The following is an 18,054-nucleotide window of genomic DNA, read 5'->3' on the forward strand; positions in this document are numbered from 1 at the left end:
TTCTTTATGATTATGAGGTTAATCATGTCTTTTTAGCTGAGTAGTCAAATTTTCCAGACGGTCCAATGCATTTTTTGTAAATGTGAATTCATAATCCGGACAATTTAACCCTATATCCTTCACTTTTATGATGAACTCTTTTCCATGGCTTATCTTTCTTTCATCTATTGAAATGACCACTTCTGTATTATTTGTCATCCCGTAGGTAGGAAAGTATTGATAACTCGAAATTTTTTCTTCTTTTCCATCGGACTTAACAGATAGATAATCTTCCATTTTGAATGATAACCTGTTTAATAGGACATAATAGGAATCCTGATCTGCAGTAGACAAAACATCTTTCCCCATTTTTTGATAGATCAATCGAAAAAAACGATGATTCAAATCAGTATTCTTATCTTTATTGAATGAAATAATTCTTTTAGGAAGATACGTGATGGACACCTTTGAGTTCTCATTAGAATAGCTATAGAGAACACCATTTTTCCCATTTTGGATATAAGAATAAAGCTCCTGTTCATTTCGTATCTTGGGTTGACAACTGATTAACGAAAAAAGAATAAGAGAAAAAACACAAATAACCAATACTTTCATGAAATATTTATTTAGATGCATTTAACTCTTTGATAATATCTTCTGTAATATCGGTACTTTCTTGGGCATACGCTATTGTACCAGCTGGATTCGCTATAAGTATCATACGGTAACCTTTTTGTTTCCCATAGTCTTTAAGGAAACTATTTATTGTTTTTACAACCCCAGAAAACTCCTCATTACGCTGCTTCTCTAATTTTTCTTTTACTACAGCCTGATATCGCTGGAGATCAGCCTGTTTTTCATTAATTATAAGCTCTTGCTTTCGCTTTGATATGGGGTCCAATTTGAGACCGTTTTTTTCATAGTCTTTTATTGCAATTTGGATTTCTTGCATAAGAGTATCAATATTTCCCTCATATTTTTTTGCTTCCTGCCCAAGTTTCATATTTATTTTAACCGCTTCTGAATACTCTTGGAATAATTTTGCGGTATCCACATAAACGATCTTGTCTTTCTCTTGAATTAAATTCCAGACACCAAGAGCCAGCCCTATGAGCACCAGCACATATAAGAGATAGTTATTAACTTTCATAAAATAATATTGATTCGGTTTATTGTCTTATAGGACTATGAAGAAACATAATCCATTGTTGTTTAAGTTGATTGGATATCTATCAGAAATAAAACTTATTCTTCTTTTTTTGTATTAATTGGCACAGGAGCTGCTAGAGATGCATTTTTTGTACGTTGCTTTTCAGCAATCAGTACTTTTAACTCTTCAATTGTCTTCTGCTGCTCTTTGATTGCTTCAACAAGATAAGGAATGATGTAATTGTAAGACATCGCTTTTACCCCTGAGCTATCTGCCGTCACAACTGCTTCAGGAATAATTTTTTCTACTTCTTGTGCCAAGAATCCAATTTGGTGATTGTTTCCGCTGCCATTAACAGAACGTTGAACCATCCCGTCTTTCCAATCATAGGAATACCCGTTCAATTGAAGTACTTTTCCCAGCGCGCTTTCTCCTTGAGCCGTAACAATGCGTTTAATATTGGTTTTTAAACGTTCGTCTGATACCTGGATATATGACCTTGCTTCCACATCAATATGTCCAGTACTAGTGAGATTATAAAACACCACCTTATTAACACTGTTTATCCTAGGATCAGTATTTTGCATATCAATATGTAATGCATTTGTGCCTGCACCATAATTCCCAAAAGAAGTAAATCGAATCTGTGGTTTACTAAACTGTAATGGAAAAGTAGGTGAAGCGGTACCAATCCCAATGTCATTAGAAGTTGACACGGCTATCTGACAATATACAGACTCCCCAGCTAACAAGAGACTCGCACTGATAATATAACCAAGTAGTTTATTCATATGTATTTATAATTAAAATGTTTCAAAAAGAAATAGACACATCAACAGCAGTAAAGGCCATAAACGTATCATTATCAGAAAAATCGATTAATTAATTTCTTGTGGTCTCTTATTTTTTCCTTGAAACAAAGTAATTCAAAATAACATTGGTGAATTGCACTAATAAAAAGCGAACTATAAATAAAATTGGTTAATAAAAGAACTTTCTTCTGACTTAGCATAAATGTAGAAAAAATCTAACAAAATAAAAAGTATATTTCGACTTTATTTTATTTTTAATTTCTAACAAAATTTTAAGGTATTTTAGACATATCTACATACTTTCAACTATAACCTTTTTTAAGTAAATTTACCAGAAATCGCTAATTAGAAAATTATGAAAAGATTTTTAGCCGCATTATTCTTATTTTCCGTAAGCTTTGTGGGCTGCTCAGAATTTATAGAATATCCTATGGAGAAAGAAAGTGTCGAACTATTGGCGCCGATGGACAGCCTTTCCACGCAGGACAGTGTCGTGAGCTTTTATTGGAAAAATCACCAGGACGCAGACAAATATCGGCTTCAAATTGCACGTCCAAACTTTGATTCTATTCAAAAAGTAATAGTAGACACGGTAACCACATTGGATCACCTTAATCTGACAGTAAGTCCAGGAAAATATACCTGGCGCGTGCGACCGGAAAATTCGGGAAGTGTAGGTCTTTTCAAACAACGCCAGATTACCATTTTGCCGAGCTTGAAATAAAAATGAAAAACAAAGCGATGACATATATATTGCTCTCCTTGGTCATTGGACTTTGGGGTTATATTATATATAAGATTTTTGCGGCCGTTTCTGATGATGATCAGGGCCCTCGGCAGGCACAAAAGAACTTTGTCCAAAATGTGAGCGACCTCAGTTTTTACAATCAAAAGAAAACAACAGCTTTGTTATTAAACTATCCCGATCCCATGTTAAAAAATATCGTTGCCGACACCGTCCCTTCAGCACCGGTAACGCCCGCCGTAAACAACTATGTCGCGCCACCGGTTCAGTCTTATCAGCCCGAACCGCAAATCAATGTGCGCTATATCGGGTTTATCGAAAATCTAAACGACAAGAAACCTACGGCCATCGTCGCCATCATGGACAAACAATATATGATGAATGTCGGCGATGAACAGAATGGGGTTAAATTGACAGCTATTAACCACGGACAGATTACCATCAAAGCCCACGGTAAAAACAAGACAATATTTAAAAATGACAACTAAAAAAATTCTGTATACGATCTTCTTCTTCATGATTTCTATCATCTGTCAGGCACAGGTTAAAGAACTCGCCATCTTTCGGAGATTCACGTTTTCGTCCAGTGATGGAAGCAAGACCATATGCTATGCCGACAACATCAAGATCAGTCCTAATAGTGACAAAACCTACGTCTGGTACGAAAGCAATCAGCTGCACCAAACTATGGGTGGCTATTCAGGTAAACTTCTCAATGGGCAGTTTACACATTATTTCCCCAACAAGAATCTTTCCGACCAGGGATTATATGTAAAAGGACTCAAACAGGGGGTATGGCGCCACTGGTATGCAAATGGTAACCTCAAAAGTGAATCCCAATGGATGGCGAACATCGAAGAAGGCCCCTTTGTACGTTACGATGAGCAGGGCAATTGGATCCAACGCGGCTATCTAAAAGAGGGTAAATTGCACGGTAGCATCGAGAACAAAACAAGCGATATCATTAGTTACCAGTATTTTGACCTGGGCAAAGAAATTTCCAAAGAAGCTTTCCAGAACAACAATATCTTTCGCAAGACGGGAAAACTAATCGGTGACCAGATCAATAAATGGTTTAAAAAGAAAGAGAATCAGCCCGAACCGGTAACTCCTAATTCCTAAAACTATGCTCAAGGCGGCAGCATTATATCTGGTGTTGGTCATTTCCCTTATCGTGTCGGTACTTTTGGGGAGTTTGATCTATCTTGCTTTCTTTTTTCGGGATCAGGATGCCCGTTTTAACCGTAAAGAACAGCTGAGACAGCAGGTTGATGCCGGATATAGTCTGGTTACCTCCACCAATTTTCCTTACGCGCTGGATACCGCACTGACCAATATCACCCAGCAGGGAGATTCGGTCTATCTCTCGAAATACGAATGGGGACTTTATGATATTGCCGTTGTCCGGACGCGTATGCTACGGGATTCCCTGATGAAAACGGCTCTATTAGGTGCAATCCCCTCCGACTCAACGGTACTGTATATCACGGATGAAGACCGACCAGTTTCAGTCAGTGGTGAAACAGTCATTAAAGGAACTGCGTTCATTCCAAAATCTGGAGTCAGACCATCGTATGTTGACGGCGAATACTTTAAAGGCAATGAGAAGATCGTCGAAGGGGAAAGCAAAGACAGCGACCGGCAGATGCAGGCACTGAACACCAAACGCCTGACAGCGCTGCAAGCCTTGCTCAAACAAGACAGTCTGAAGGGCGAGACGCTGCCCCTGGGTACCACAAATAAAAACCCTTTCCATCAGCGCACACTACGCTACTATCTACGTGCAGGCCAGGGACAGATCAGCGATAGTCTGATGGGTAATATTCAATTGCTATCGGACACCACAATTATCATTCCCGCTACCGCTTTTTTACAGGATATTTTGGTGATAGCGCCATGCATACGGATCGAAAAAGGATTTAAAGGCGCTGCGCAGTTCTTTGCCACCGACTCGTTGATATTGGAAGATAATGTTTCCCTCCAGTATCCATCGACCGCAGCAGTAATCGGCGCAGAAGGCAAAAGAACAAGCTTAAGAATAGGCAACAACTGCAATATCGCAGGAACTGTTCTCTTATACGAGCCCAAACGCTCCGATATGCCATCGGCAGCAAGCCTCGGAAAAGACTGCACTATTCAGGGAGACCTTATTGTATATGGTCTTCTAGACTATAGCAAAGGTCTACAGGTCATAGGGCGCACAGCTTGTTACCGATTTCTGTACAAAAGCCCTTCATCCATGTACGAGAATTTTTTGGTCAATATTAAATTTGACCGCAGCAAGCTATCCCCCCATTTCCTGAGTTCCTATTTACAGATAGCGGATCAAAAAAAACAGGTTAATAAACCTTTAAAGTGGTATAGCTATGGGGGATAAAATTATTCGGCTCAAAGCCTCCACCCTGGTGGAAACACTTGTATCCATGGTCATTATCTTGATCGTATTTGGAATCGGCATGCTTATTTTTGTCAACCTGACCAAAGCCTCCAGAAGTGAAACACGAAAGAGCACAACTGAGCAGATGATGCTTTGGAGCCGTCAGTTAGAGACAACCGGATTTGATGGCAACACTATGGGAGAAAGCCTGAAGGATAGTATCAAATTAAGCTACCAGCTCAAGGAAACCGAAGGGTATCCCGACCGCCTGCGCCTGGCCGTTTATGCAATCTCCGAGGAAGGCAAAGTAACAGATAGTCTAGTACGCTATATTGAGAATAAAGCAGAGGAAAGGGATCAGCAATGAGCAAACAAAAATTAAAGGCTTTTACCCTCATGGAACTCACCATTGCCATGCTGATTTCAGCCATCAGTATCGGTATGGCTTTCTATATGTTTCAATATTTTCAACAGCTCTTTCTACGACAGCAAAAGCAACGACAGGAGCGTTTCTCCTACAGTCTCTTCAAACATCTGTTGGAACAGGACATCAATAAATCGCTTTGGTTAAAAACAAGCGAAAATGGTCTGATCTGCGAAAATGAGTCCGGAAATATCAGTTATGAGTTTGCACCTAAATTCATTGTGAGAAATCAAAATATCGTAGAAAAAGATACTTTTTTGATCCAAACTGTCAACCTGGATATGACGCCAAGGATACAGCATCTTCCATCGGAAGAACTGACAGATCATATTAACCTAAATATCCGGTTTGAAAATAAAGAACACAGGTTTGATTACCATAAGATCTATTCGGCTCAGCAGCTTTTACAGCTTGAATCGGGGATCACTAATTAATGTATTTCGTCTATGCCTTCAATTGATATCTCAAAATATAAGAAAAAGCCCGAACAGCCAACTTCCCCTAAGAAAAAAGAAGGATCTGGCGATATTTTGGCCTTTCTGAACAAAGACATCAGCTTTGGAAACGGCCAGCTTCCCGACAAGAAAAAAGAAGAATTCTATGTCGAATTCAGTACCCTACTCTTATCGGGTGTTGACCTCAAGACTGCATTTGATCTTGTTCTTTTGGATCAGAAAAACAGCAAGGACAATAAGTTGTTTCAGGAAATCAAGAGCAACGTCCTTGTGGGCGATAGTCTATCAGATGCCATCCATAAAAGCGGAAAATTCAGCAATTACGAGTTTTTCAGTTTACGGATTGGGGAAGAGACTGGAAAACTTGGCGAGGTCATGAAAGAATTGGCCTCTTTCTATAAAAGCAAGATTGGGCAGCGTCGCAAGATTATTTCAGCACTCACCTATCCCGTCATTGTGTTAAGCACATCGATGGGCGCAGTACTATTTATGCTTAAGTTTGTGGTACCGATGTTTTCCGATATTTTCAAACGTTTCGGCGGCGAGCTACCGGCCATTACAGCGTTTATTTTAAAAGTCTCCCAATTTATGGACCGCACGTTCTGGTGGGGTGTATTAGTCCTTATCGGTCTTATTGTATTTATCCGTTTCAACCAAAAGCAGCTGTGGTGGCGCAAGTGGTCTTCCAGGATTATGTTGCGACTTCCATTATTTGGCGATATTATCCGCAAGGTCCATTTGGCGCGTTTCGCGAATACCATGCGTCTATTGGTCAGCACCAATACGCCACTGTTGCAGTCTATCCAGTTGGTTCAGCAAATGACCGATTTTTATCCGATAGCACATTCCTTGGAGGGAGCCGAGAAGGAAATTTTACAGGGAGAATCCTTACACGCCGCACTTTCCAAATATCCTTTTTACCCAGCCAAAACGGTACAATTGATCCGTGTTGGTGAGGAGGTGAACCGATTGGATTTTTTCTTTGAAAAGATAGCAACCCAGCTGACGGAAGAAGTCGAATACAAGACCTCAACACTTTCCAGTCTGCTTGAACCTTTTATTATTATCTTCTTGGGGTTGGTCGTTGGCCTGATTCTGATCGCCATGTACTTGCCGATGTTCCAAATGAGCAATAGTTTTTAACAAAATTAAATGAATATTAATTAGCGTAGAGTAGGGGATTTAATGTTTACCTCGGCAGCCCGCTGACATCTAGTATTAAACATTTCACTGTCAGGTTTTCGGTCTTTATCGCTTATTCTTTATTGTCCAGAACTGTTACTATTGCGCATTTAGCTAAGAATATGCCCAATATTTCTACTTTTCCAACTTCACCTTAAATCCCACTTCACCTTCAATTACTTTACGTTCATTTGCCGATACTCTCCTGTTGTCAAACTTTAAGGTCACCGTGCTCAGATAGCCCAGTGTATTGATCTTTTCTAGTTCGGCAACGGATGCAACTATAGACCGATAGTCTCCCTTTAGCGTTAAGCTCTTGGATTTGACAGCAGTGCTATCTACTTGCATCGCATTATTCTTAGGGAGATTATTGAAATAGACCTGAATACGCGGCGAATTAATTGCACGGCTAGCTTCCGAAAGGAAATTATCGTTCCAGGTTGCCGAGTCACTTTGATAAACTTTACTCAGGCTATCCAGTACTTTGCTCTTTCGCGTGAAATCATACTGTGTACTGTTGCTGATATCGTTACCAATCAACCCATTCAAACGTGTATTTTCACGATAGGCCAGATAGGTCTTTTGGAATGCCAAAAACCAGGCAAGCACCAGGAGAACCCCAGCACCCGCAAACAGCAGCTTGTTGCGTTTTTTATAGTCAATTTCCTTCCACTTTATCATTGTAGTTTATCTTTATGGTAAAGGCATCCATCGTTTCATCCAGTTGCTTGTTGCCATATTCCTCGATACTGACCTTTGCGATCCAGGGATTATTCTTGAGTTCACGCAGCCATAGATTGAGCATTTCCAAAGTTGGACTATTCCCTTTGATTATAATCTGGTCAGCCTGTTGGATCACTGTATTCCCCAGTCCTTTTGATTGCGGATTGACCTGGATCTGTGCCAGGCTGATCTGCGTAAACTGCCGGATGGAATAACCGATCTGATCCAGCAGCCAGGCTTTGGAAACACCACCATTCCATCCCAGTTCAGTCAAAAGCTGTTCATTGCTCTTTATTTCCCCTTCTAACTTTCCTAAATCCTGCACCGTGCTCTGTTGACTACTTACCCGGTCTCCCAAGGCCATATTTTCCTGATAATAATGACTAAATAAGAACGTGTTCACCAACAGCAAAAGAAAAAAAACAGCAACTAGAATCAGCAGATTTACGTTGAACTTTTGTTTTTCGAGCCAGCTTTGACGCTGTTCTTCCACTTCGGGAATAAGCAGCCCATACTCCGGGACATAATCGGCCATCAAAGCTGAAAAAGCAATTGCATAAGCGGTCACATACTGCGGTTTAATCGGATGGTCGCCAATCTTTAAGGCAAATCGGCTCTCGAACTCCTGGCCATACCGATATTCTTGCCATTGTTTGTTTTCAGCACCGATCCGTATGGAATGTCCGTCAAAAGTGTAGGCATCACCGTAACTATTGATCTGACCAAGTATTGCGTCGAGCACAAAAGGACCGATAAACACTTTGATAACCTGATATCCGTTGACTGCAAATCTGTCGATCATCTCCACAATATAATCCTTTCGCACAAAAGCCACCCATTGCTTTGATTCCCCTTGCAACTGCCCATGATAAAAACGATCCGCATCATAGCTGGGGAATATAGACTTCAACCGCTCCTCATCCAGATCCATAGGTGTAGTCTCTTTGATAAGGATCTGTCTCGAATCAAGGTGAAGTGCAACAGGTGTATCTTTGTACTTATTGTTTGTGATAAGTTCCCAGTCGTCTACCTCCCAGGTATCTTCAATTTCCAGCTGGTCTTTTTCCAACTTGACCTTGCAACAACGAATGGAAAGACCGGCAGAATCCTGTCGAAGCGAAATGCCAACGCAAGTATTTAATCGATATTTTTCCTTGATCCTGTTCAACATTGACTAATACAATATCGTTGGTTTAATAAAGACGACTGATACAACCTTCTGTGTGGTTTTCTCCCGGCTGCTAAATAGCCATTTCAAAATAGGAATACGGGATAAAAGTGGTAACCCTCTCCCACTATTACTATTTTCAGTACGCTCAATTCCACCTAATACAATCATATCTTCGTTACGGGCACGAATAATTGACTCAAATTTACTGTTGGATGTTGGCGGTGGTTGATTATCTTTTGGTGTTCCAATAAAGTCAGAAATATTTACTTTAATCTTCATGGTAATCTGATCATCCCCCGAAACAACCGGCGTTATGTCGATGGCCAGATCCGCATCAACCTTGTTAAATTGAGAGGTAAAGACATTTGTATTTGTTAATCCGGGAAATACGTTTTGTGTTTTGATTTCATAGTACCGTGTACTGCCTATACTTAATGTCGCTTTATGCCCATTTAGGGTTGAAAGTTTAGGTACAGATCTAATTTCTACGTTTTTATTCTCCTCCAAGGCCTGTAAACGCACATAAAAATTAGGAGTTACACGCCCGAGATTAAAGGAATTGTTCTTTCCGAGCTGTGAAAGAAAACGGTTAATAGAGCCGGATCCAAAGGTAAAACCATCGGAAAGGCTTCCCCCCACTTTAGGAGAAATGGAGTCGACCCCCATTTTGATTCCTGTCTTAATGGTGTTTCCTTTCTGTATATCTAGCATAGTCACTTCAATCAATACCATCGGCACCAATTTATCCAGCTGCTTCACATAAGTTTCAATTTCACGGATCTGTGGTCCCGATCCCGAAAGCAGCAACATATTCTGCTCCTTAAATTCTTTGATCTCAACGTCTTTCCGCCAATCCATCGGAATCATCATCATAATGGTATCGATCGAACGGTGCTGCAACTGTACAATTCTATTATCTCGTAACCCTTCATTGCGACGATTACCGATCAGATAAGTATTGTTATCCATCCGGAAGGTATACGGTGTTCCCTGAAAAATAGAGGTCAGGAACTGGTCAAAAGAAATATCCTTTACATTGGTCGTAATATTTCCGTCAATCTGGCTATAGATAAAATAATTGACATTGGCTTCTTCTGAAGCACGCTTGATCAATTCGATAATTGGTGTATTGGTTGCCTGTATCGTGAAACGCTTTCCGCCGCCGGCTTCCGTTTTTCCATAAAGGGCATAGTTACCTGGCTGACCGCCACTCATGCCCGGATTCATTCCACTGGCTCCATTTACGGGATTACTTGCATTGTCTGGTCTAAAGCGCACATCCGTCTGCCGGTCATCATTGATAAACAATTCCTCTCCGGGGATCAAGGACTCAAATACATACACATTGTCATTGGTCTTGCGGTATTTCAACCCATTCACATACGCCAATTTTTCCAATGCTGTTTCAAATGGCGCCTCAGCCATAAATCCCGTCACGGTCTTCTGGAGCAAGGGTGTGGGCACGATTAAATTTTTACCCGATAGTGAACTGATTTTTTGAGCCACTTTGCCTAAGGGATCATTCTGCAGTTCATAGCCTAGTCCATCGCTTGATGTATTGTACTGTACCTTGATATCCTTTTCAATTTGAACAGGCCCGGGCTCCGGTAATTTTTTGATCGTCATAATCGAACCGATCACATCGATATCCAGACCATACGTTTTCGCTAGAAATAGCAGTACGTTTTTAGCGGTTTCGCCTGTAAAGTTATTGACGATGGAAAAACTCAACGTAGGGTCCACATTGATATTCAAGTCATTGGACTGCGCGAGAGCCCGTAGAAATTCCTGCGCCGTAACGCCCGAAACGGAAAGTTTCACCTTCTTTTGTAATCCAGGTACCGTTCCCGCCAAAGCTTCCAGCCGTTGTTCTACGCGTGCATAGTTTTCTGTCGCATTTTGAGCAAAAGTTCTGATGCTAAAAGACAGTAATAGCAATAAGGTTAAATATAATGTTCTCAAACTCATCATCAATAATTGAATAGTAATGGATAGATTTCCTCTATCGTTGTTTCCCCGGCAGCGAAAAGCTCAAATGCATTTTCGCCAAGTGTTTTTATTTTTCGTTCCTTCAGTTGCTCGTCCACCCGCATATTCCCTTTTTTGATCTCGTCCACCAGCCCATGATCCATCGGAATAATCTCATAGACCGCTTTTCGCCCTTTAAAACCTGTAAAATAACAAGATGCGCAACCCACGGCAACTGCATGCCTATGCACCGTAAAATAAGGTTTAAATTGTCTGGGGTATAGATCGGCTGTCAGCTCCTCCTCCCGTTTACAATTGGGACAAAGCGTACGCACCAAACGCTGAGCTACGGAAGTATTTAGGGTATTGGCAATCAAAAAATTGGGAATCCCCATATCGATCAAACGCGATACCGTTCCCCATGCAGAATTCGTGTGGATGGTGGACAATACCAAGTGTCCCGTTAGCGCCGCCCGTATGGCCATATTGGCGGTATCGGGATCACGGATCTCCCCCACCATAATAATATCCGGATCCTGACGCAAGAACGTACGCAGTGCAGCAGCAAAGCTCAGCCCGATATTTTCCTTGAGCTGTACCTGGTTGATACCCTCCAACGTATACTCGATAGGGTCTTCTATGGTCAGAATATTATTTGTGGTCTTATTTAAGTGTTTTAGTGTAGCATATAAGGTAGTTGTCTTACCCGAACCAGTAGGTCCGCTGATCAGCAAAATACCATTGGGCTTTTTCACTCCGTGGAGGTAATTTTCATAATCCTCCGGAGACATCCCCAATTTATCCAGTTGGATATTGGTGGCATTATTGTTCAGCAGACGCAGCACGACCTTTTCCCCGTGAAGAGTGGGTAGCACCGATACACGGATATCAAACTGATCCTGATTACGTCTGTAATGGATACGCCCATCCTGTGGCAGGCGTTTTTCGGCAATATCCAGATTGGACATGATCTTGATCTTATTGATCAAAGCCGGATAATCCTCTCTTTTCAGCACATACCGTTCCACCATCATTCCATCGATACGCACCCGTACTCGGCAGCGGTTTTCATAGGTCTCTATATGAATATCACTGCTTTTAAGCTGTTTTGCTTCGTAGATCAAATTATCAAGAAAATCTGCATTAAAGACCAAGTTTTTGACAGCTTCATTTCCTTCCGACTGTTTTTCGCCAAAGTAATGTTTATTGAGCCATTCTTCGATCTGGGCCGATGAAGTAATCTCCAGGATAATATGCTCATCAAAGAGAATAGCCAACTCATTCTCCAGTCCGGAAAGGTCAGTTGACCGATCTGTGTAAAAATGAATTTCCTTACTATTCCGGTCAAATGGAATAATACGGTAGTGCCATGCGATATCCCGGGAAATTGCATGCAGTATTTCTGTTGAAAAATGATAAGCTGTCCCCACAATGCTTCTTTGTTAATAATTCGGTATACTTTTCTATACTATGACATAAATGATAGACCGATCACAGTCCAATCAATCCAATTCATCCGTTCGGCGATAAAATACCCTAAAAAAAGTAATGCCTGGCAACCTGCCAGTGGAATACCCTTTTGCGGATCCCGCCAATTTTTGTTGACCATAGCAACCAACAATGCGGTGATCAAACTGACGATGTGGAAAAGAAAAAAGTTCAGAAAGGGCATATACAACAATATGCAGAGCAAAAATGCGATATCCCCCCAGCCCAGCTTTCGATCCATGATCCGTCCCCACCATCCTTCTTTGAGCCGGAAATAGATCAGAATGGCCCCCATCTGAAAAGTCAAAAAAAAGATATTGGCCAAGATATCCGGATAAGAGTCCTGCCAATAATTTTCTGTCAACTTAAGTCCCAAAAGTAGTATGGCTAATAAAAGAAAGAGAACAATGCTTACAGCGCGCTGTTTAAAATCCTGATAAGCTATACCGATTAAAAGAACAGCAATGGATATGGTCCACCACATGTTAATCTGCGGTAACCTCTTTTAGGTTTTTATCTTGGTCTATTTCCCACACATTGAACTTGCCGTCGCCATTGAAATCCACTACGGCAGTTGCTCTACCTAGAAAGGTGTTCTGATCAGCGCGTACAATTTCGATCCGATAATTGGCTTTTCCGTCTTTATCGTCAGTACTTAATTTTTCCTGTACAAAACCGATTTCATCCAGGTTGCCACTGTATTTGGACTTTTCGAAAAAATAATTTTTCTCCAGGGTCTGCAAATGCTGAAGCTGTACCTTAGCTTCGGTGCTTTTGGCTTTGGTAATCAATGGCATCAGATTCGGTAACGCCAACAGCACTAAGATACCGATAATCACCATAACCACAAGGATTTCCGTAAGACTATAGGCCTTTAATCGCTTTTTGTAAAATCTTTTCATAATTCGATCTCATCTATATTTATTTAGGCATTACTAATATAAAAGTTTTTACCTAGCTCTCCTAATTTTTAATTCTTGGTCCTAATAGCCGTATTATTCCCATTAATAGAAATATCAAATATGTAGCATTTATCATATCGCGACAGAAAAGTACAATCGAAAATTTATTTTTTCATCTTTTTACAAAGTGACAAGAATTAAAAATCTATTCTGTATATTTTCCTTCTAAACACTGTCTTGAAAAAACAAAATTAACCACATCATTAAATTGGAATTTATTTTTGAAAATTAAAAAATAAGTTTTAATTTCAAATACCGATTATTAATTTACGTTGCATAACCTTAATTTGCCGTATAGCCATATTCGAAATCCCTGAGTGGAATTTCTTGCTATTAACCTAACATTTCCTTGTATTTATTAACTTATCCTTTGAATAATATGAAAAGAATTATTCTCTTTTTGCTGTATTTTTGGCAATTTAATGTGATCTATTGCCAAAGTACCGCTTCTCCGAACGTGGAGAAATTAATTGAACGAGGTATAGTCCCTGTCTCCAGTTTTACCGGACAGGCGAATGTTCAGATCCCATTGTATACTACTTCTTATAGGGATCTTTCAGTTCCGATTGTGCTTAGTTACGACACAAAAGGGAATAAAGTCAAGCAGCATCCCGGATTTTCGGGTCTTGGATGGAGTTTAAGTACCGGAGGCGGAGCTATATATCGTAAAGTGGTAGCGGAAAAAGATGAAATCTACCGAACCGTCAATGGAGTAACTTATACCCATGACATCGGCTATTATTATACCGGAGGAAGAGTTGCCGACACCTATAATGATATCAATACTGTCAAGAAGTTCGCAAGGGACGGTACTAATTTACCCATCAGTGATTATGCCTACGACGGATCGCCCGATGAGTTTTATTTTAATTTTAATGGTTATTCAGGCATATTTTATATTACCCGGCAGAATTCAACGAGCCCTCCGGTATTACGTTTTTTATGTGATGGGGAATATACGCTCAAAGGTGAGATCATAGAAATCAAAGATAATGTCCAGTTTGCCGATTCTCCAAATCAAACCGGAGGTATGTACACCCAGACCAGCCTGCGTTGCATTTACGGGATTAAGATAACCGATGATAAGGGCTATCAATATATCTTTGGCAACACGGTAAATAATATTGAGTTTACAAACTCGGGTATACTAGGCTATAGTCAGGATAATACAGCAACAGCCTGGTATTTAAGCAAAGTTACTTCGCCTAATGGTTATAGCATCGACTTCGAATATGAACGTAAAGGCCGCCTGATTGTCCCAGATACATTCAGGGACCTTACGATAAAAAGCGGTTCTTACAATTTTAAGAATTATGCCCATTTTTTACTTGTTTTTTCGGTAAGCTGGGGTTCTGGGGGATATCAGTATTACGGAAGTACCCAAAAAAGCACGTATTCATTTATCTATCCAAGCTATCTGAAGTCCATTAAAACGCCGCTGCAGGAAGTGACATTTCATTATAGTCCGAGCAATGAAATGGCCTATAATATGTCAGGGTATGAACAACCTACAATAGGCCAGTTATTATATGCAACACAATCCCCGGATCCAAATGGCGGGAGGAGCTATTGGCAGAAGCTGGATGAAATACGTATCGGCAGGACCAATAAGACTATCCGTTTCAGATATAGGGAACAAAGCAATACAAGATTGCGCTTAGATGAAATCCTCCTGGGAGTTGGAACCGGTACTTCTTTTCTAAAAGATCAGGAATATAGGTTTACCTATAACGAACAGCTGTTACCAGCTTATGAGTCAAGAGCGACTGATCATTGGGGATATTTTAATGGGAATGAATATGCCTATAGTTCCAATTATTATGACAGTCGCCAGCCTAATGGCAGCTATTTACAGGCAGAGATGCTCAAAAAAATCCAATATCCTGAAGGAGGCATCACCATGTTCGAATACGAGCCCCATACTTACAGTAAGGTTGCGTTCCAGTATCCGTTTACTGTACGTGATACGACATCAAACCTGATTGCCGGTGGTTTACGTATAAAAAGCATAACGTCAAGCCCCGAAGATGGAACTGCTACCCGAAAAACAGAATATTTTTACTCCAGAAACTATATCACTTCCGGAGCGGTCTCTTCCGGCGTACTTGCTGGAAATCCCCGGTATTCAAATTCCGGTAGTAGGTTTTCCTCCTTTAAGTCCGGTGATTTCTGGTCAGGAAGTTCAGGTTCGGTTCAGGCGTATTATCAGCACGGAATGGACCGAAACTTTTTCCCATTGGGATTGACCAAGGGCGCACACATTACTTATTCGGAAGTCACGGAAAAAACAATCGGGAATGGTTACATAACAAGAATCTACTCCAACCACGACAATGGTTATATGGATGGAGCTCCAATATTGATGCATTCCAATTTCAGCAGTGAACAGTTTGAAGACCCATTTATCTCTTTTCAGGCTTATCGGGGGTTGGAACTTAGCCAAAAGATCTATAACAATTCCAAAGTACTGCAGAAAGAAACTGTTAACACCTATAATATCGCTACTTTGAACACCTACGGCGTACCATTCATCCAACTTGCTGTAGAAGGGGATGTTGATGGCAGGAGGGCCTCTTCGGGAGTTTATCCTACTGTTACCCCTTCCCTAAAATCTTCTATTGTCAAAGAGCTCAGAGATGGCAATATGATCGAAACAAGCAATACGGAGGCGTCTAATTTCACTGCCTTTCATGGAGATCAGGATATCTCTATCAACCGACCAAGCAATGTTAGTTATTACGAGGTTAATAATGCGCCTGGCAATAATATTGGTCGCACGATGGGTTATAGTTTTCCATTTAGTTTTCCAAAAAGTGTGATCACCGTACGTGAACATACATACAGGACAATGAAGACCAGAAATATGCTTGCCTATCCTGTTGTAACTGCAATTAATAAAGCAAGATATATGAATAATGCATATAATTATACCCCTGTCAGCCAAGATATCATTGATTATGGAACATATGATAATATTATTGCACCTTCACGAATCTATCGGATGAGCTTTGATAGCAAAACAACAAACTATCTTCAACCTGATATTTTGGCATCATACTATAATAATGGTGGCACAGCATTTTGGAAGGAATACCTCCGAGTGGATTCCCGGGCAGTTCTTCTTAAGGAATTTACGAAATATGATATCTACGGGAATCCCCAGGAAGTCAAGGAAAATGGCAAACCCCAGCAGGCCTATTTATGGGGCTATTGTGGGCAGTACCTTCTAGCCGAAATAGATAACGCCAGCTACGATGAGATTTTTGGAATTTTGGGACAGCCGACAATAGATGCGCTCAATTCGCCGACAGTCTCCGAAACAACTATTGACAATGCGATAAAGTTGCTCAGGAACAGCGCTTCCCTAAAAAAAGCACAGATCACGTCCTATATCTATTTACCATTCATTGGGATGAAAAGCAAAACAGATTCCAGAGGTATAACAGAGTCTTATGAATATGACGTCTTCAATAGGCTGATAGCAGTAAAGAACCATAATGGGGATATTATCCGGACATATTGCTACAATCTAAATGGGAAGCTATATGACTGCGATGGGAATAGGCGTCTTCCAGAAAATGCTTACGTTGTTAATCTGGCCTATAAATCATTTATGGATGGTTCGGGTGAACTCTTATGTCAATCGACCGATAAAAAAAGGTATTATTTTATTAATACCGGCAATGAGGTGAGCCCGGGAATAGAAGTGGGAACCGTACTCTTCACAATCGAAGGTAACTATGCTCCTCCGGGTTATTATTCCAGAGGATCTGCTATTGCTTACATAGGCGGATCCGATGGGAAGGTAACCGCTATATATCAGTGTAGTGATCAATGGGGGGTAATAGAAGGGTAAATCACCAATTATTCTTGAAATCAAACTCGTTATGAAAAAAACACTTAAAAACATATTCCTGACTCTTTTTATCCTAAAGGCAGGAACTATATATGGACAGATTGTTGACAGTTCGGAAATTTATGCAAGGGGAGCATCGCCAAAATCAAGAACCATGGCCAGCATAATGGCCCTTCCCTCACTTCCAGCTATCAATTATACAATTCCCGGCACACTGATGGTCGGCCAACCGATAAACTATCTACCGACAAACAGTGGTGGAGCTGTATATTCCGATGGAGACGTTACCTTACTGGCCGGGGGCAATACTTCTGGCTACGTAGATGCAATTGGTGCAGCTGCCCGTTTTCAGGGACTCGCGGGAATGGTCATCGGTTCATCAGGCTTAATTTATATAAGTGACGCAGGTAACCATACCATACGCTCCTATGATCCAGATAGCAGGGAAGTAAAGAGTTTCGTAGGTTCAACTTCATCGGTTAGCGGTTGGCAGGACGGTACGGGGTCAGCTGCCCGGTTCTATAAACCTGTCTCCATATGCAAAGATGTTTCAGGAAACCTATATGTTAGTGACCGCGGTAATAATATGGTACGCAAAATTACGCCGTCAGGAGCTGTTACTACGCTGGCAGGTTCTACAACAGCGGGATACACGGATGCTACAGGTTCATCCGCAAGGTTCAGTGAACCTTGGGGAATAACTGTGGACGGAGCCGGCAACATTTATGTAACGGACGAAAAATAATCTTCGCGTACGGAAAA

General features: G+C 40.8%; 18 protein-coding genes. 9 read left to right on the top strand and 9 right to left on the bottom strand.

Translation table 11 applies throughout. The features are described 5' to 3' along the window. Positions 1–18: 18 nt before the first annotated feature. The 3 genes from OK025_RS23850 to OK025_RS23860 all read right to left on the bottom strand — a co-directional run bounded on the left by OK025_RS23850 (position 19) and on the right by OK025_RS23860 (position 1,920). Complete coding sequence (locus OK025_RS23850; RefSeq protein ID WP_317667248.1) at positions 19–594, bottom strand: hypothetical protein; 576 nt, start codon at positions 592–594, stop codon at positions 19–21. Positions 595–601: 7 nt separating this feature from the next. Then, entirely contained in the window at positions 602–1,129 is a 528-nt protein-coding gene (locus OK025_RS23855) for an OmpH family outer membrane protein (protein WP_317667249.1), read from the bottom strand. Between the two features lie 95 nt (positions 1,130–1,224). After that, positions 1,225–1,920 (bottom strand): tail fiber domain-containing protein, encoded by a 696-nt coding sequence (locus OK025_RS23860; protein ID WP_317667251.1) that lies wholly within the window; start codon positions 1,918–1,920, stop codon positions 1,225–1,227. A 376-nt stretch (positions 1,921–2,296) separates the two neighbouring features. On the opposite strand from OK025_RS23860, the gene OK025_RS23865 reads away from it, so the two are divergent. The 7 genes from OK025_RS23865 to OK025_RS23895 are packed head-to-tail and all read left to right on the top strand — an operon-like array spanning position 2,297 to position 7,085. Next, the gene (locus OK025_RS23865; RefSeq protein WP_317667252.1) at positions 2,297–2,665 is read left to right on the top strand and encodes a hypothetical protein; all 369 of its coding nucleotides are present in this window, start codon (positions 2,297–2,299) and stop codon (positions 2,663–2,665) included. Positions 2,666–2,667: 2 nt separating this feature from the next. Beyond that, positions 2,668–3,174 (top strand): hypothetical protein, encoded by a 507-nt coding sequence (locus tag OK025_RS23870; protein ID WP_317667253.1) that lies wholly within the window; start codon positions 2,668–2,670, stop codon positions 3,172–3,174. Next, positions 3,164–3,808, top strand: a complete 645-nt coding sequence (locus OK025_RS23875) for a hypothetical protein (protein WP_317667255.1) — start codon at positions 3,164–3,166, stop codon at positions 3,806–3,808. The genes OK025_RS23870 and OK025_RS23875 overlap by 11 nt, the downstream gene beginning before the upstream one ends. A 4-nt stretch (positions 3,809–3,812) precedes the next feature. Continuing rightward, positions 3,813–5,063, top strand: a complete 1,251-nt coding sequence (locus OK025_RS23880) for a hypothetical protein (RefSeq protein WP_317667257.1) — start codon at positions 3,813–3,815, stop codon at positions 5,061–5,063. Positions 5,064–5,091: 28 nt separating this feature from the next. After that, positions 5,092–5,430, top strand: a complete 339-nt coding sequence (locus tag OK025_RS23885; RefSeq protein WP_317667258.1) for a hypothetical protein — start codon at positions 5,092–5,094, stop codon at positions 5,428–5,430. Continuing rightward, positions 5,427–5,921 carry a type II secretion system protein gene (locus OK025_RS23890; RefSeq protein ID WP_317667260.1) on the top strand — a complete coding sequence of 165 codons (495 nt, stop codon included), beginning with the start codon at positions 5,427–5,429 and terminating at the stop codon, positions 5,919–5,921. The genes OK025_RS23885 and OK025_RS23890 overlap by 4 nt, the downstream gene beginning before the upstream one ends. 12 nt (positions 5,922–5,933) lie before the next feature. Then, positions 5,934–7,085 (top strand): type II secretion system F family protein, encoded by a 1,152-nt coding sequence (locus tag OK025_RS23895; protein ID WP_317667261.1) that lies wholly within the window; start codon positions 5,934–5,936, stop codon positions 7,083–7,085. A gap of 174 nt (positions 7,086–7,259) precedes the next feature. Here OK025_RS23895 and OK025_RS23900 read toward each other — a convergent pair whose 3' ends face one another. The 6 genes from OK025_RS23900 to OK025_RS23925 are packed head-to-tail and all read right to left on the bottom strand — an operon-like array spanning position 7,260 to position 13,376. Further along, positions 7,260–7,805 carry a hypothetical protein gene (locus tag OK025_RS23900; RefSeq protein WP_317667263.1) on the bottom strand — a complete coding sequence of 182 codons (546 nt, stop codon included), beginning with the start codon at positions 7,803–7,805 and terminating at the stop codon, positions 7,260–7,262. Next, a complete protein-coding gene (locus tag OK025_RS23905) occupies positions 7,783–9,018 on the bottom strand; it encodes a hypothetical protein (RefSeq protein WP_317667264.1) in 1,236 nt (411 codons plus the stop codon). The genes OK025_RS23900 and OK025_RS23905 overlap by 23 nt, the downstream gene beginning before the upstream one ends. A gap of 3 nt (positions 9,019–9,021) precedes the next feature. After that, positions 9,022–10,986, bottom strand: a complete 1,965-nt coding sequence (locus OK025_RS23910; protein WP_411567709.1) for a secretin and TonB N-terminal domain-containing protein — start codon at positions 10,984–10,986, stop codon at positions 9,022–9,024. A gap of 2 nt (positions 10,987–10,988) precedes the next feature. Then, entirely contained in the window at positions 10,989–12,416 is a 1,428-nt protein-coding gene (locus OK025_RS23915) for a GspE/PulE family protein (protein WP_317667266.1), read from the bottom strand. A gap of 38 nt (positions 12,417–12,454) precedes the next feature. After that, positions 12,455–12,958: a hypothetical protein gene (locus tag OK025_RS23920; RefSeq protein ID WP_317667267.1), complete on the bottom strand. Its 504-nt coding sequence runs from the start codon at positions 12,956–12,958 to the stop codon at positions 12,455–12,457. Position 12,959: 1 nt separating this feature from the next. Beyond that, complete coding sequence (locus OK025_RS23925; RefSeq protein WP_317667268.1) at positions 12,960–13,376, bottom strand: type II secretion system protein; 417 nt, start codon at positions 13,374–13,376, stop codon at positions 12,960–12,962. Between the two features lie 439 nt (positions 13,377–13,815). On the opposite strand from OK025_RS23925, the gene OK025_RS23930 reads away from it, so the two are divergent. Next, positions 13,816–17,292, top strand: a complete 3,477-nt coding sequence (locus tag OK025_RS23930) for a hypothetical protein (protein ID WP_317667269.1) — start codon at positions 13,816–13,818, stop codon at positions 17,290–17,292. A 31-nt stretch (positions 17,293–17,323) separates the two neighbouring features. Next, entirely contained in the window at positions 17,324–18,037 is a 714-nt protein-coding gene (locus OK025_RS23935; RefSeq protein WP_317667270.1) for a hypothetical protein, read from the top strand. Positions 18,038–18,054 lie beyond the last annotated feature (17 nt).

This window comes from Sphingobacterium sp. UGAL515B_05, assembly GCF_033097525.1.
Lineage (GTDB): Bacteria > Bacteroidota > Bacteroidia > Sphingobacteriales > Sphingobacteriaceae > Sphingobacterium.

Bases quoted from the DNA above. Each gene is read 5' to 3' on its own strand.
- OK025_RS23850 (WP_317667248.1), bottom strand. From the start codon at position 594: ATGAAAGTATTGGTTATTTGTGTTTTTTCTCTTATTCTTTTTTCGTTA.
- OK025_RS23855 (WP_317667249.1), bottom strand. From the start codon at position 1,129: ATGAAAGTTAATAACTATCTCTTATATGTGCTGGTGCTCATAGGGCTG.
- OK025_RS23860 (WP_317667251.1), bottom strand. From the start codon at position 1,920: ATGAATAAACTACTTGGTTATATTATCAGTGCGAGTCTCTTGTTAGCT.
- OK025_RS23865 (WP_317667252.1), top strand. From the start codon at position 2,297: ATGAAAAGATTTTTAGCCGCATTATTCTTATTTTCCGTAAGCTTTGTG.
- OK025_RS23870 (WP_317667253.1), top strand. From the start codon at position 2,668: ATGAAAAACAAAGCGATGACATATATATTGCTCTCCTTGGTCATTGGA.
- OK025_RS23875 (WP_317667255.1), top strand. From the start codon at position 3,164: ATGACAACTAAAAAAATTCTGTATACGATCTTCTTCTTCATGATTTCT.
- OK025_RS23880 (WP_317667257.1), top strand. From the start codon at position 3,813: ATGCTCAAGGCGGCAGCATTATATCTGGTGTTGGTCATTTCCCTTATC.
- OK025_RS23890 (WP_317667260.1), top strand. From the start codon at position 5,427: ATGAGCAAACAAAAATTAAAGGCTTTTACCCTCATGGAACTCACCATT.
- OK025_RS23895 (WP_317667261.1), top strand. From the start codon at position 5,934: ATGCCTTCAATTGATATCTCAAAATATAAGAAAAAGCCCGAACAGCCA.
- OK025_RS23900 (WP_317667263.1), bottom strand. From the start codon at position 7,805: ATGATAAAGTGGAAGGAAATTGACTATAAAAAACGCAACAAGCTGCTG.
- OK025_RS23905 (WP_317667264.1), bottom strand. From the start codon at position 9,018: ATGTTGAACAGGATCAAGGAAAAATATCGATTAAATACTTGCGTTGGC.
- OK025_RS23910 (WP_411567709.1), bottom strand. From the start codon at position 10,986: ATGAGTTTGAGAACATTATATTTAACCTTATTGCTATTACTGTCTTTT.
- OK025_RS23920 (WP_317667267.1), bottom strand. From the start codon at position 12,958: ATGTGGTGGACCATATCCATTGCTGTTCTTTTAATCGGTATAGCTTAT.
- OK025_RS23925 (WP_317667268.1), bottom strand. From the start codon at position 13,376: ATGAAAAGATTTTACAAAAAGCGATTAAAGGCCTATAGTCTTACGGAA.
- OK025_RS23930 (WP_317667269.1), top strand. From the start codon at position 13,816: ATGAAAAGAATTATTCTCTTTTTGCTGTATTTTTGGCAATTTAATGTG.
- OK025_RS23935 (WP_317667270.1), top strand. From the start codon at position 17,324: ATGAAAAAAACACTTAAAAACATATTCCTGACTCTTTTTATCCTAAAG.